The sequence below is a fragment of the Acinetobacter terrestris genome (assembly GCF_004331155.1).
GTDB lineage: Bacteria > Pseudomonadota > Gammaproteobacteria > Pseudomonadales > Moraxellaceae > Acinetobacter > Acinetobacter terrestris.
Genome location: NZ_SJNZ01000013.1, coordinates 30,588 through 45,163, shown reverse-complemented (window position 1 = coordinate 45,163; position 14,576 = coordinate 30,588). Strand labels below are relative to the sequence as shown.

At 40.3% G+C, this 14,576-nt stretch carries 15 protein-coding genes; 9 read left to right on the top strand and 6 right to left on the bottom strand.

The features are described 5' to 3' along the window. The first annotated feature begins 66 nt into the window (after positions 1 to 66). The 4 genes from E0H81_RS08870 (at position 67) to E0H81_RS08855 (ending at position 4,007) form a co-directional block, all read left to right on the top strand. Positions 67 to 822, top strand: coding sequence for a DUF6776 family protein (locus tag E0H81_RS08870; RefSeq protein WP_131266426.1), 756 nt, complete (start codon positions 67 to 69; stop codon positions 820 to 822). An 18-nt stretch (positions 823 to 840) separates the two neighbouring features. Then, positions 841 to 1,254 (top strand): ATP-dependent Clp protease adapter ClpS, encoded by a 414-nt coding sequence (gene clpS / locus E0H81_RS08865; RefSeq protein WP_067724705.1) that lies wholly within the window; start codon positions 841 to 843, stop codon positions 1,252 to 1,254. Between the two features lie 9 nt (positions 1,255 to 1,263). Further along, positions 1,264 to 3,540 (top strand): ATP-dependent Clp protease ATP-binding subunit ClpA, encoded by a 2,277-nt coding sequence (gene clpA / locus E0H81_RS08860; protein ID WP_131318269.1) that lies wholly within the window; start codon positions 1,264 to 1,266, stop codon positions 3,538 to 3,540. Positions 3,541 to 3,653: 113 nt separating this feature from the next. Further along, positions 3,654 to 4,007: a YnfA family protein gene (locus E0H81_RS08855; protein ID WP_131318266.1), complete on the top strand. Its 354-nt coding sequence runs from the start codon at positions 3,654 to 3,656 to the stop codon at positions 4,005 to 4,007. 25 nt (positions 4,008 to 4,032) lie between these two features. On the opposite strand, the gene E0H81_RS08850 is transcribed toward E0H81_RS08855, so the two are convergent. The 3 genes from E0H81_RS08850 to E0H81_RS08840 all read right to left on the bottom strand — a co-directional run bounded on the left by E0H81_RS08850 (position 4,033) and on the right by E0H81_RS08840 (position 6,284). Further along, positions 4,033 to 4,503 carry a hypothetical protein gene (locus E0H81_RS08850; RefSeq protein WP_131318264.1) on the bottom strand — a complete coding sequence of 157 codons (471 nt, stop codon included), beginning with the start codon at positions 4,501 to 4,503 and terminating at the stop codon, positions 4,033 to 4,035. Between the two features lie 98 nt (positions 4,504 to 4,601). Beyond that, a complete protein-coding gene (gene argF / locus E0H81_RS08845; protein WP_131266422.1) occupies positions 4,602 to 5,522 on the bottom strand; it encodes an ornithine carbamoyltransferase in 921 nt (306 codons plus the stop codon). Positions 5,523 to 5,633: 111 nt separating this feature from the next. Continuing rightward, complete coding sequence (locus E0H81_RS08840; RefSeq protein WP_131318262.1) at positions 5,634 to 6,284, bottom strand: TetR/AcrR family transcriptional regulator; 651 nt, start codon at positions 6,282 to 6,284, stop codon at positions 5,634 to 5,636. A 247-nt stretch (positions 6,285 to 6,531) separates the two neighbouring features. Here E0H81_RS08840 and prpB point away from each other — a divergent pair, with 247 nt between their 5' ends. Then, positions 6,532 to 7,407 carry a methylisocitrate lyase gene (gene prpB / locus E0H81_RS08835; RefSeq protein WP_131318260.1) on the top strand — a complete coding sequence of 292 codons (876 nt, stop codon included), beginning with the start codon at positions 6,532 to 6,534 and terminating at the stop codon, positions 7,405 to 7,407. Positions 7,408 to 7,433: 26 nt separating this feature from the next. After that, positions 7,434 to 8,570, top strand: coding sequence for a bifunctional 2-methylcitrate synthase/citrate synthase (gene prpC / locus E0H81_RS08830; RefSeq protein WP_131318258.1), 1,137 nt, complete (start codon positions 7,434 to 7,436; stop codon positions 8,568 to 8,570). Positions 8,571 to 8,630: 60 nt separating this feature from the next. On the opposite strand, the gene E0H81_RS08825 is transcribed toward prpC, so the two are convergent. From E0H81_RS08825 to E0H81_RS08815, 3 genes are all read right to left on the bottom strand, one after another. Beyond that, entirely contained in the window at positions 8,631 to 9,254 is a 624-nt protein-coding gene (locus E0H81_RS08825) for an aminotransferase (protein WP_131318256.1), read from the bottom strand. Between the two features lie 18 nt (positions 9,255 to 9,272). Beyond that, entirely contained in the window at positions 9,273 to 9,749 is a 477-nt protein-coding gene (locus E0H81_RS08820) for a CinA family protein (RefSeq protein WP_131318254.1), read from the bottom strand. Positions 9,750 to 10,012: 263 nt separating this feature from the next. Continuing rightward, positions 10,013 to 10,465, bottom strand: coding sequence for an internalin (locus E0H81_RS08815; protein ID WP_131318252.1), 453 nt, complete (start codon positions 10,463 to 10,465; stop codon positions 10,013 to 10,015). Between the two features lie 226 nt (positions 10,466 to 10,691). On the opposite strand from E0H81_RS08815, the gene E0H81_RS08810 reads away from it, so the two are divergent. Genes E0H81_RS08810 through eno form a run of 3 tightly spaced genes read left to right on the top strand, consistent with a single transcriptional unit; the run spans position 10,692 to position 14,560 of the window. Then, positions 10,692 to 12,332, top strand: coding sequence for a CTP synthase (locus E0H81_RS08810; protein ID WP_131318250.1), 1,641 nt, complete (start codon positions 10,692 to 10,694; stop codon positions 12,330 to 12,332). A gap of 35 nt (positions 12,333 to 12,367) precedes the next feature. Further along, positions 12,368 to 13,225 (top strand): 3-deoxy-8-phosphooctulonate synthase, encoded by an 858-nt coding sequence (gene kdsA, locus E0H81_RS08805; protein ID WP_086193395.1) that lies wholly within the window; start codon positions 12,368 to 12,370, stop codon positions 13,223 to 13,225. Positions 13,226 to 13,270: 45 nt separating this feature from the next. Next, the gene (gene eno, locus E0H81_RS08800; protein ID WP_131318248.1) at positions 13,271 to 14,560 is read left to right on the top strand and encodes a phosphopyruvate hydratase; all 1,290 of its coding nucleotides are present in this window, start codon (positions 13,271 to 13,273) and stop codon (positions 14,558 to 14,560) included. Positions 14,561 to 14,576: the final 16 nt, after the last annotated feature.

The window sequence follows — 14,576 nt, the reverse complement described above, 5'->3', positions numbered from 1 at the left end:
AGCTTCACACACATTTGGAATTGGATTTAAATGTGTGTTTTGAATGAATCAAAATAAGAGATGATGATGCCGAACACTGAATCAAATACTCCGTCACAACAGACTCCACTGAGTAAAAAGCTTTTTGCTAAGGGGAATTTACCTTTAGCCATTGGAGCTGCAATTCTGGTTGCGGGGAGTGGCTTGCTGGGCTATTCAGTTGGGCATCGGCAAGGTTTGACGGTTGTCGGCTATGAAGCGGATGCGGAACAGCTGGTTGAAGTTGTGCAAAAGCAAAAGACCAGCCTGGAAACAATGAATAAAAATTTGAATCTGGCTGTGCAAGAGCGTGATGTTGCCGTGAGTAATTCAAATGATTTGTTTACTGCGCTGAATCAAGCCCGTGAAGATAAAGTCCAGTCTGAAGGTTTGGGGGCGATTTATCGTGAAGTGCTACGACAACGCGGTGGTCTGAGCCTGACGATCCAGAATATCGGAATTAAACCTTTACCTGACAATGCTTATGAATACGAACTGGATTTGGTACAAGTTAGCCCGAACAAACGTAGTACCTCTGGAACTGTAGAAATACGCCTGATTCAGGGTACAGAAGTTCTGGTTGTTCCCATGGAAGACAAGAACTTTAATTTTCAAGATTACGAGCGTTTAACTGGCCGCTGGACTATGCCTAAAGGTTTTACTCCACAATTCATTGAAGTTCGTTTAACTGGTGGAACCAGTACGCCAGTGATTAAACGTTTTAGTTGGGGCCGTGGTAAACCGATTGAGAGTCAATCTGCATTTATTTCTGAAATTCCTCAAGCAGAAGCAAATGCACAATAAATGTGAATTTTAAATCCTATGCGAATGAATAAGCGTCAAAATTGTTTAAATGCCATCAAAAGTTCCTTTCATCAATCAGGATATGTCGATTGGCATATTAGTCCACGCTTAAGCAATGACTCGCAAGATGAATCTGAGGGTGAGATCGCGGTACAGACTGCGCCACCCGAATTAAAACGTCCACCCATGTATGCTGTTGTTTTGATGAACGATGATTACACCCCAATGGACTTTGTAATTGAAATTTTACAACAATACTTTGCTTTGAATCTTGACCAAGCGACCCAAGTAATGCTAACTGTACATTATGAAGGGAAAGGTGTTGCAGGCGTTTATCCACGAGACATTGCGGAAACGAAAGCGAACCAAGTCAATAATTATGCTCGGTCACAAGGTCATCCATTGCTTTGTCAGATTGAGCCAAAAGATTAAGGGGATTACATGCTCAGTCGTCAATTAGAAGTATCTTTACGTTTGGCTGTAAGCATGGCTCGTCAAAAGAGACATGAGTTTCTCACGGTTGAACATTTATTGTTGGCTTTACTTGATAATGACTCTGCTGTAAATGCGCTAAAAGCGTGCGGTGCGGACATTATCGTTCTTCGTAAAGAGCTAGAAGAATACGTTGAACAACACACCCCTAAATTAGGCGAACATAGCGATCAGGCGCCACATCCGACTGAAAGTTTTGATCGTATTCTGCAGCGCGCGATTTTCCATGTGCAATCCAGCGGTGGTGATCGGACTGTTGAAGGTGCAGACATTCTTGTTGCAATGTACTCTGAACGTGACTCTTTTGCGGTTTACCTGCTCAAACGTCATCAAATTAACCGTTTAACTTTAACTCAATATTTATCTCACGGTACGCGCAAAGAAGAAGTGCAAGCCGAAGAAGAAGTTGAGGAGTTGGATGGTGAAACAGCGGGTTCTTCAAATGCGGGACCACTCGACTTATATACCACCAATTTGAATGTCGAAGCTCAAAAAGGAAAAACAGACCCTTTAATTGGGCGTGAAAAAGAAATTGAACGTGCTGCGCAAATTTTATGTCGCCGTCGTAAAAACAATCCCTTGTTGGTTGGTGACCCGGGCGTAGGTAAAACTTCAATCGCTGAAGGCTTGGCTTGGTTAATTGTGAACGGTAAAGCGCCTAAACCACTGGCTCATGCAGAAGTGTACAGCTTGGATATTGGTGCGTTGGTTGCAGGTACGAAATACCGTGGTGACTTTGAAAAACGTCTGAAACAATTGTTGAATGCGTTGAAAAAGAAACCAGAAGCAATTTTGTTTATTGATGAAATTCACATGATTATTGGTGCAGGCTCAAGCATGGGCAGCACCATGGATGCATCAAACTTAATTAAACCTGCTTTATCGAATGGTTCATTACGTTGTATCGGTTCAACCACTTTTCAGGAATATCGCCAAGTTTTTGAAAAAGATCATGCTTTGTCGCGTCGTTTCCAGAAAATTGATGTCAATGAACCCTCTATTCCTGAAACGATTGATATTTTACGTGGCTTAAAATCTAAGTTTGAAGATTTTCATCATGTTCAATATGACGATAAATCTTTGGTTGCAGCAGTGGAGTTGTCATCGAAATTTATTAATGATCGTTTCTTGCCGGATAAAGCCATTGATGTGATTGATGAGGCGGGTGCACAGCGCCGTTTGAAAGCAGAGGAAGATGATACTGTAATCACGGTTGAAAATATCGAAGATATCATCTCTAAAATTGCGCGCATTCCACCAAAAACCGTATCGAAAGATGACAAGACTGTATTGAGTAATCTTGAGCGTGATCTTAAACGTGTGGTATTTGGTCAGGATGATGCAATTGAAGCACTCGGTTCTGCGATTAAATTGTCGCGTGCAGGCTTGAAATCGCCAGATAAACCGGTGGGTAGCTTTGTGTTTGCTGGTCCAACTGGGGTGGGTAAAACTGAAGTCACCAAGCAGTTGGCTAAACTGTTAGGGGTGGAACTGGTTCGTTTCGATATGTCTGAATATATGGAGCGTCATGCGGTTTCACGTTTAATTGGTGCGCCTCCGGGTTATGTTGGTTTTGACCAAGGTGGTTTGCTGACAGATGCGATTCATAAAAGTCCACATTGCGTGTTGCTACTGGATGAAATTGAAAAAGCGCACCCAGATGTGTTTAATTTGTTATTGCAAATTATGGATCATGGCGCATTGACCGATAATAATGGTCGTAAGTCAGACTTCCGTAACGTGATTCTTGTTTTAACCACCAATATTGGTGCGGAAAGTATTTCTCGTGCGAGTATCGGATTTATGGAACAAGACAATAGTAATGACAATAAGGATGCAATGAAGAAAGCATTCTCGCCTGAATTCCGTAACCGTCTCGATGGTGTGATCCAATTCAATGCGTTGCCAACTACAGTGATTGAAAATGTAGTGGATAAATTCCTGACTGAACTTCAAGCGCAACTTGATGACAAGAAAGTTATTCTTGAAGTGGATCAGAGTGCGCGTGAATGGATGGCTGAACATGGCTATGACCGTTTAATGGGTGCGCGTCCAATGCAGCGTTTAATTCAAGAACATTTGAAGAAACCGCTTGCTGAGATGATTCTGTTTGGTGAACTTGCTGAACATGGCGGTAATGTTGCTGTTTCGGTGAAGAAAGAAGATGGCAAGGCAGTGGGCTTGAAGCTTGAAGTGTTTGAAGATCAAACTGCTGAACCTGCATAATCGTTTGAATTGTTGAAATAACCCGTGCTCGCACGGGTTATTTTGTTTTTATTCAGCCTCATTCGCACCTTCTTTCAAAGTCAGAAGAAACGAATCAAATGATATAAGAATTCATGGATATTCAAATTACCAAGGTTATTACCACTTTTTGTCTTTTTTTTATTACCGCAATAGCAGAAATTTTGGGCTGTTATTTTCCATATTTAATTTTAAACCAGGGGAAATCACATTGGTTGTGGTTTCCAGCAGCCTTAAGTCTGGCTGTGTTTGTATGGCTGCTTAGCTTGCATCCTGCTGCATCAGGTCGAATTTACGCCGCTTATGGCGGAATTTATATCTTTAGCGCTTTAATGTGGTTGCGCTATGTCGATCAGGTGATCTTGACGCGCTGGGATCTGTTGGGCGGATTAGTGGTCATATTAGGTGCGATGATCATTATTTTACAACCTCAAGGTTTGATACGTTAGAGAACTAACGTATCAAATAGGCAGGTTAAAACTGACACTCATTATTTTTAATTTTCATATGATAGTTTTTATTATCTGAACTGAGTTTGATGGCAACATAATATGGATTTACACGTTGAAATTCATGTTCAAAAAATAAATCACAATTTTGAATTAAATTTTGTTTAATCATAAGTTTTACCTTTTTATCACCTATATCTTCAGCAAACTGGCTGAAGTCTGGTGTGGTAATGATGCCTTGAATATCAATATGATCGGCATATAAACGCAATTGCTCAATCAGCGTGTTTTGATCAGCTTGAAATGGCATAGTGCGAGAATCTTCATCACTGATGACATCTAAAATTTCATTCAATGCTTTGGTGTCTTTAATTTTATACGTTTGATCGAGGATTTGCTTTTTAACTAGATATTGGTCGAGTTCCGTGGTTTTGGCTTGTACTGAATTGATGAGAAGCAAACTGCTTAAGCATAAAACGATTATTTTTAAAGGCATGGTTATAAACACTTATAAAAGTTATGGATTTATTATAGTCATTTGAGTATAAAAAAAGCACCCGAAGGTGCTTAGTTTTTTAAGATTTTTCTAATCAATTAGTCTTTTTTTAAATTTTCATTCAGTAAAAATTCGACCAAAGCTTTTTGAGCATGTAAACGGTTTTCTGCTTCATCCCAAACCACGGCATTTTTATGGTCAAGCATATTTTCAGAAATTTCTTCACCACGGTGAGCAGGCAAGCAGTGCATGAACAGGCAATCTGGATGTGCTAAATCCATGAGTTTTTCATTCACCTGGAAATCGGCGAATGCTTTTTCACGAATTTTCTGCTCTTCTTCTTGTCCCATGCTTGCCCAAACGTCAGTCACGATCAGGTCAGCATTCACAGCTGCATCTTCAGCAGAATCAACAAGTTCTACACAGTGAGCAAATTCAGACAAAAATTTCTCTTGTGGTTCATAGCCTTTAGGTGCAGCAACTTTTAATTTAAAGCCCCACATATGTGCCGCTTCAATATAAGAGTTACACATATTGTTGCCGTCACCAATCCATGCAACGGTTTTACCTTCAATAGAACCACGCTGTTCTAAATAAGTTTGCATGTCGGCAAGCAGCTGGCAAGGGTGATGATCATCAGTCAAGGCATTGATGATGGGTACTTTTGAATAAGAAGCAAAGCGTTCTACGATGTCATGACCAAAAGTACGGATCATAATAATATCAAGCATGCTTGAAATCACACGTGCAGAGTCTTCAATCGGCTCGCCACGACCCAGTTGAGTATCGCGAGAAGAGAGGAAAATTGCACTACCACCGAATTGACTCATACCTGCTTCGAACGAAACACGTGTGCGGGTACTCGATTTTTCAAAAATCATGCCCATAACTTTACCGACAAAAGGTTGGAACACCTCATTGCTATGTTGCTTGCGTTTAAGTTCAATCGCGCGCTGCAAAATTTGGTTAAGTTCTAAAGTCGATAAATCGCGTAAGGTCAGAAAGTGACGTAGAGCCATGGTTACTCCACAATAATTGCTGAATAGAAAACAAAACAACAATTAGTTGTTGGTTGGTTAAGTGAAAGGGAATCGATTAATATACTATAAGCGGGCAGAATTGCAAAAAAACTAGACTTTTTGATGGCCTTCCAGGAAGCGATCGACGCAATATTCGAAGTATTCGCGCGTTTCTTGATCATTTTCTTGAATTGGAAGGCCCATTAAAATCCGCCATTCAATATTCCGGATAATTCCAAAATAGAGTTGAGCAGAGTAAATCGGTTGTTTACATTGGATAATGCCGAGTTCATTGGCTTTTGTTAGTGCGCAGGCTATTGCCATTTGAATGTGTTTTGGGCCTTGTTCATTAATATAAAGGGCCAGTTTTGGACTGCGCTGCGTCTGCTCTATAATTAAACGAAAAAAAGCTGCATTCTCTGGAATCACCAAGTGATTTTTAAGATTTATAAGAGTCTGAATAAGATAGGAACGTAGATCATCTTTACTTTGTTCAAAAGGTACACAGATATCTTTAAAAAATTGCTCACGGCGATAATCACAAATTGCAGTAAACAAACCTTCCTTATTGCCGAAAAATTTATAGATTGATGCTTTGGAGCCGCCCGCATGATTGACGATGTCATCTAAAGACACCGCATCATAACCACGCTCTAGAAATAGCTCATTTGCGCTAAGCAAAAGTGCCAGGCATCGTTCATGACCACGTTTGGTTTGTGGTATGTCGCGACCTAAGGGTTCTAACTGAGCGAGTTCTTGCATATGGGCTATAGCGTCAATAATCTAAGAAATGAAAACATTTGCAATGATAGCAAAAATATGTACACATTTCTTAAAATAAAGGTTTTGTCTTGTTAAGTTACAATTATGAAGAATCGAAATATTATTATAGATTTGCTGAATATTTGACTAAAGTTTTAGAGCATAAGTTCTAAATAGTCATAGATATAAAGGTGTTTATGGATATACTCGGATTTCGATAAGTAAAGTGAAAACTGTGGAAAGGAATATGACACAACAAATGTCTGCAGGCTTAAGATTTAGACAAGCACTGGAAGTGGAAAAACCATTACAAATTATCGGCACAGTGAATGCCTACGCAGCCATGATGGCGAAGGAAGTGGGTTACAAAGCCATTTATGTATCTGGTGCAGGTGTTGCCAATTATTCTTATGGTTTACCTGATTTAGGAATGACCAGTTTAGACAATGTTCTTGAAGATGTTCGTCGTATTACTGAACGTGTAGATACGCCATTGTTGGTAGATATTGATACAGGCTGGGGCGGTGCATTTAATATCGCTCGTACTGTTAAACAAATGATTGCTGCAGGTGCTGCCGCAGTTCATATTGAAGATCAGGTTGCGCAAAAGCGTTGTGGTCACCGTCCAAATAAGGAAATTGTGACCCAACAAGAAATGGTCGACCGTATTAAAGCTGCGGTAGATGCTAAAACCGATTCAAACTTTGTGGTCATGGCACGTACTGATGCCTTGCAAAAAGAAGGTTTGCAAGCGGTTATTGACCGTGCCTGTGCCTGTGTTGAAGCGGGTGCTGATGCTATTTTTGCTGAGGCAATGACTGACATTACCATGTATCGCACGGTATGTGATGCGGTAGGTGTTCCAGTATTGGCAAACATTACCGAATTTGGTGATACGCCTTATTACACTGTTGATGAATTGGGTGAGCAAGGGATCTCAATGGTGCTTTATCCACTTTCTGCAACGCGTGCAATGCAAAAAGCAGCATTGGAAGTGATGCGTTCTATCCGTGAAAATGGTACGCAAGTCAATGTGTTGGACCAGATGCAACAACGTAAAGAACTTTACGAGTTCCTTGATTATCATACCTTTGAAAACACTTTAGATAAATTGTTTAAATAATTGATTCAAAATGGAGAATTAAAAAAATGGCTGAAGGAAAAGTACTCACCGGCGCGGGATTGCGCGGACAAGTGGCAGGTAAAACAGCGCTATCAACAGTGGGTAAGAGCGGTGCAGGCTTAACTTATCGTGGTTATGATGTGCAAGATCTGGCTGAAAACTGTCAATTTGAAGAAGTGGCTTACCTGATTTTCTTTGGTGAATTGCCAACAGCAGAACAGCTTGCAGCTTATAAAGCCAAATTAAAATCTTTACGTGCGATTCCACAGGCATTGAAAGAAGTATTGGAACGTATTCCGGCAGATTCTCATCCCATGGATGTGATGCGTACTGGTGTTTCTATGCTCGGCAACCTAGAAACTGAAAAATCTTTCGATGAGCAGCAAGATGTTGCAGACCGTATTTTAGCGACTTTGCCTGCAATCATTTGCTACTGGTACCGTTTTAGCCATGATGGCGTACGTATCGAAGAAAATACTGATGATGATTCAATCGGCGCGCAATTCCTGCATTTACTTCGTGGTGAAAAACCGAATGAATTGCATGAACAGGTGATGAATGTATCATTAATTCTTTATGCTGAGCATGAATTTAACGCTTCAACATTTACTGCGCGTGTATGCGCATCAACATTGTCTGATATGCATTCATGTATTACCGGTGCGATTGGTTCACTTCGTGGTCCGCTGCATGGTGGTGCCAATGAAGCTGCGATGGAAATGATCGAAAACTGGACATCAGCCAATGAAGCTGAACGTGAAATGCTCGGCAAGCTTGAGCGTAAAGAAAAGATCATGGGCTTTGGTCATGCAATCTACAAAGACAATGATCCGCGTAATGGTATCATCAAAATCTGGTCTGAGCGTTTAGCAAAAGACGTAGGTGATACAGTACTTTATCCAGTATCAGTACGCTGTGAAGAAGTGATGTGGCGCGAGAAGAAATTGTTCTGTAATGCAGACTTCTTCCATGCATCTGCCTACCACTTTATGGGTATTGCAACCAAACTGTTCACGCCTATCTTTGTGATGAGCCGTCTAACAGGTTGGGCAGCACACGTAATGGAACAGCGTGCGGACAACCGTATTATTCGCCCGAGTGCGGATTATACCGGTCCTGAACTGCGTAAAGTTGTGCCGATTGCAGATCGTACAGCAGCTTAAATTATAAAAGTTATCATAGAGCCTCTCCGGAGGCTTTATTTTTTGGCTTTTTTTAGAGCTTTATTTTTTAAGTGTGAGTAAAACAGGATCTTCAATGCTATAGCCTGTTTCAAAAGGAATGCCGAGGTATTTAACCGCGACAATGATTTTGTTGTGCTGCGGAATTTTGAAGGCTTGGGAAATATTTAAGTAGGGTTTATAGGCTACGGCTTTATGTTGCAAGCTGCTTAATTGTGGCGTGGTGACTTTATAACGATACTGATATTCACTGATTAAATCATCAAATCCGGGGTTTGCAGACTTTTGTACGCGCGTTTTTTTCACGATTTGAATTTTGGCTGATGATTTATTTACAGCAATTAAAGGCGTTAATCTTTTCTTGATTTTTAAAATGTCTTTATTGAATTGAATCCCGTCTTGATCATAATCTATCTTCTTGGTTTTCGGATTAATATAGAGCGAATTAACCTGAATCAGTTTTTCAGGCTGCTTGTTGTTTTTAAATTGATAATAATAGAGTTGTGGCAGACGACCACGACCATCTTCATAATGTTTTAACAAATAGACTTTCTGATCTTTGCTGTCATAACCTAGAAATTCCAAGTTCTGAGGCCCTCCCACGGTTGCAAAACTGGTGCAGGGGAGCAGGATTAAACCGAATATAAAAGTTTTGAATTTCAACATCACTAAACTCCGTCAATATTAAACTCCGTCAATGAGTTTGATAATTTCTGCTGCAATATGCTGGGTTAAAATTGAAAGCCTGTGTAAAGGCGTTCCATTAATAAAATAATGAAAGTCGTGCAATTTATTTAAATATAAAATTGAGATAAAAAATGTACCTTCAGGTTTTATTTTTGTTGCGCTCCCACCCGGTTTGAGTAATCCGGTACAAGCGACAATAATATCTGCCTGATTAAATAGCTTTTTTCCATGAATTGCCATGGCCTCTGTAACTTCGGTAGATTCAGCCGTATATTTCTCTATAAGTTCGGCATTAATATTCAGGAGATCCATCTTGATAGAAGGATCATAACTGACCAGTCCACCTAGCAAAATCTCTGCACCGCTGTTCTTGCAAATAGAAAATTGGCTTGAAAGATAGCCTGAGCTTGCGCTTTCAATAAAGGCAATCTTTAAATTTTTCAACTCAAGTAAATCGCAGCACTTTTTTAGCATTTATTTTTAAGCCCTAAAAATTATTTATATTTTAACTTAAATATCACTCGGCTCTTGTGGTGCAGTAGGGTGAGAGATATTAAGTTTTAAATTGTCTAACTAATTTTTTCATTTAAAAGAATAAGGTGGTTTTTATTTTTAGCAGTACTTATTTTTTTGCATTAAAATTAAATTTTAATTTATAGCGATCAAATATAGTTTAATGATTCAATAAAAAACCCAGTGAAATCACTGGGTTTTTTGCTTTTAGACGAATATTTACCTTAGTTTTCAAGTGCAGGCGTTGCTGCAGCAATTGCCGCTGCAACCGCATCATCTTCAGACTGATTAGCAGAATTTGATTTTGATGGTGCTGTCTGAGTCGGTTTCTCTTCAGCTTTAGGCGCTTCGGGCTTTGGTGTTGCAGCTTTAGGTGCTTCGGCTTTTGGAGCTGCTTCAGTAGCAGTTTGTTGAGGTGCTTCACGCACTTCACGACGAATGACAGTTGTGGTATTGGCAGTTTCCTGACGTTCTACTTCAACCTGTGCAGGAGCTTCAGCTGGTGTATTTTCGGGTGCATCCAATGGCTCTAATTGAACAGGTTCATTCACTTGTTCAATTTGTTGAGTGGTCTCAACTTTTTCTTGTTCATCTTCCTTCGGTGCTTCTTTTTTTACACACGCTGTCAATAATAAACCTGCTGCAATAGCGCCACAAATCAAAAAATTTTTATTCATAATTGCACAAAACAAAGCATTAATAGGATGCAAGCATTATAACAGCAAATGTGAATATAAAAATCCTCTCAAGTGCCCCTAATTTTTTATCGGAAATGCTGATAGAATAACCAATTGTTTATTGTTCTTTGAATTGATGCGGAATGACTTTGCTTTATAGGTACAGAGTAAAGTAAAATTGCGCAACATTGCAGGCCGATTTAGGCTCGATTGTACGAGAAACCCAATGACCCATTTTATTTTCGTGACTGGTGGTGTAGTTTCATCACTAGGTAAAGGTATTTCAGCTGCTTCAGTTGCTGCACTTTTAGAAGCCCGTGGTTTAAAAGTAACCATGGTCAAAATGGATCCATACATTAATGTCGATCCAGGGACAATGAGTCCTTTCCAACATGGTGAAGTTTTTGTCACAGAGGATGGTGCTGAAACTGACCTAGATTTGGGTTATTACGAACGTTTCTTGCGTCGTGCGAAAATGACCAAACTGAATAACTTCACTTCAGGCCGTGTTTATCAAGACGTACTCAATAAAGAACGTCGTGGTGATTACCTGGGTGGTACTGTTCAGGTTATTCCACATATTACGGATAATATTAAAGAACGTGTTCTTCGCGCAGGTGAAGGCTATGACGTTGCGATTGTTGAAATTGGCGGCACAGTAGGTGACATTGAATCTCTCCCATTCATGGAATCTGTTCGTCAGTTAATGGTTGAGCTTGGTCATAACCGTACTATGCTGATGCATTTGACATTGTTGCCATATATTAAATCTGCTGCTGAACTTAAAACCAAACCAACGCAGCACTCTGTAAAAGAGCTTTTGTCAATTGGTATTCAGCCAGATATTTTGATCTGTCGTACAGAATATGATGTTGATGCAGACACGACACGTAAAATTGCGTTGTTCACTAACGTTCAGGCGCGTGCTGTGGTTGTTTGTAAAGATGCTCGCTCGATTTACGAAATTCCACGCACTTTCTATGAACAAAATGTTGACGATTTAATTTGTGAACGTTTTGGTTATAACGATTTGCCAGAAGCTGATCTTTCAGACTGGGATAATGTGGTTGAAGCATTATTTAATCCTGAATATACAGTTCGTGTAGCGATGGTCGGTAAATACGTTGAACTTCCAGATGCATATAAATCTGTAAATGAAGCGCTTTTACATGCTGGGGTTAAAAACCGCGTTAAAGTTCAAATTGATTATGTCAATGCTGAAGAACTTGAAAGCCAAGATGTCAATGAAGTATTGAAAGATGCGGATGCAATCCTGGTTCCAGGTGGTTTCGGTGAACGTGGTACTGAAGGCAAAATGAAAGCGATTCAGTTTGCCCGCGAAAACCAAGTACCATTCTTGGGTATTTGCCTAGGTATGCAACTTGCGGTGATTGAATATGCACGTAACGTTGCCGGTATTGCTGATGCGACTTCTACCGAATTTAACCGTTCAACCAAATCACCATTGATTGGTTTAATTACTGAATGGTTAGATGAACGTGGTGAAGTTCAGCAACGCAGTGTTGAATCTGATCTGGGTGGAACCATGCGTTTGGGTGCCCAAAAATCAGAATTGGTTGAAGGTACTAAAACTCGTGAAGTGTATGGTAGTGCGGACATTATTGAACGTCACCGTCACCGCTATGAGATGAACAACCGTTATATTCCTGTGCTTGAAGAAAAGGGCATGAAAATTTCAGGTTATTCACCCGTACAACATTTGGTCGAAACTGTTGAAATTCCTCAACATCCTTGGTTTATTGCTGTACAATTCCACCCGGAATTTACAAGTTCTCCACGTGATGGACATCCATTATTTGCTAGCTTTATTGACGCTGCTAAAAAACAGTATCAAAACACCAAATAATGTTGCTCTAGGAATAAACTAGGAAAGTTTAAATAATGTCGCAATTAAAACCACAAGAAATTGTACGTTTAGGCGATATACAAATGGCAAACCACTTGCCATTTGTATTATTCGGCGGAATGAACGTACTTGAATCTAAAGACTTAGCTTTTGAAATTGCTGAAACTTATGTTGATATCTGCACACGTTTAGATATCCCATATGTATTTAAGGCAAGTTTTGATAAAGCCAATCGCTCTAGTTTGCACTCTTTCCGTGGCCCAGGTCTGGAAAAAGGTCTTGAGTGGTTAGCGGACATTAAAAAACATTTCAATGTACCGATCATTACCGATGTACATGAGCCTTACCAAGCTGCGCCTGTAGCGGAAGTTGCGGACATTATCCAACTTCCCGCTTTCCTGAGTCGTCAGACTGACCTGGTTGAAGCAATGGCAAAAACGGATGCCATTATCAACATCAAAAAAGCACAATTCCTTGCTCCACATGAAATGCGCCATATTTTGCATAAGTGTTTAGAAGCAGGAAACGACAAACTGATTATTTGTGAGCGCGGTTCGGCATTTGGTTACAACAACCTGGTTGTAGACATGTTGGGCTTCGACATCATGAAAGAAATGGATGTCCCTGTGTTCTTTGATGTAACGCATGCGCTTCAGACTCCAGGCGGTCGTGCGGACTCAGCGGGCGGACGCCGTGCGCAAATTACCACGCTTGCGCGTGCAGGTATGGCAACCGGTTTGGCTGGTTTATTTCTGGAAGCACATCCAGATCCAGAACATGCAAAATGTGACGGTCCATGCGCACTGCGTATGTCACAGCTTGAGCCGTTCTTGGCGCAATTAAAAGAATTGGATACTTTGGTTAAAGGATTCAAAAAGTTAGATACTCATTGATGCTTTAAATAGCATCTAGTTATTCAATCAACTGAGGAATTGTTCATGAGTCAAATCGTTGACATCCGTGCACGTGAAATTTTAGACTCTCGTGGTAACCCAACCATCGAAGCAGACGTAATCTTAGAATCTGGCGTAGTTGGCCGTGCATGTGCACCATCTGGTGCTTCAACTGGTTCTCGTGAAGCTTTAGAACTTCGTGACGGTGATAAATCACGTTACTTGGGTAAAGGTGTTCGCACTGCTGTTAATAACGTAAATACGTTAATTCGTGAGGCTTTAGTTGGTAAATCAGTATTCGAACAAAAAGACATCGACAACACGATGATCGCGTTGGACGGTACTGAAAATAAAGAAAAATTAGGCGCAAACGCAACTTTGGCGGTGTCTTTGGCTGCTGCTCGCGCTGCTGCTGATGAAAAGAAAATTCCTCTTTTCCAATATATCGCAGACTTACGTGGTCAAACAATTTTGACCATGCCTGTACCAATGATGAACATCATCAATGGTGGTTCGCATGCAGACAATAATGTTGATATTCAAGAATTTATGATTGAGCCTGTTGGCTTCACATCATTCTCTGAAGCGCTTCGTGCTGGTGCAGAAATCTTCCATTCTTTAAAATCAGTTTTAAAGAAACAAGGTTTAAATACAGCGGTTGGTGATGAAGGTGGTTTTGCACCAAACTTACGCTCAAACGAAGAAGCAATTACAGTCATTCTTGAAGCGATTGGTCAAACGGGTTATAAAGCTGGTTCTGACATCATGCTTGCGCTTGACTGTGCAGCTTCAGAATTCTACAAAAATGGTCAATACATTCTTGCGGGCGAAGGCAACAAAGCGTTCACAAGCAATGAATTCTCTGATTATTTAGCTGGTTTGGTAAAACAATATCCAATTATCTCGATTGAAGATGGTTTGGATGAGTCTGACTGGGAAGGTTGGTCTTACTTGACTTCAATCCTTGGCGACAAAATCCAGTTGGTGGGTGATGACTTGTTCGTTACAAATCCTAAGATTTTACAACGTGGTATTAATGAGAAAGTCGGTAACTCGATCTTAATCAAATATAACCAGATTGGTACCCTGACTGAAACTTTAGATGCAATCTACCTTGCGAAAGCAAATGGTTACTCTACTGTGATTTCACACCGTTCAGGTGAAACTGAAGATTCGACTATTGCGGATCTTGCAGTCGGTACAGCAGCGGGCCAAATCAAGACAGGTTCACTTTGCCGTTCTGACCGTGTTGCTAAATATAACCAATTGCTTCGTATTGAAGAATTGACTAACGCTGCATATCGCGGTAAAGCTGAATTCAAAGGTTTGAACTAAGCGACTAATGCAATTT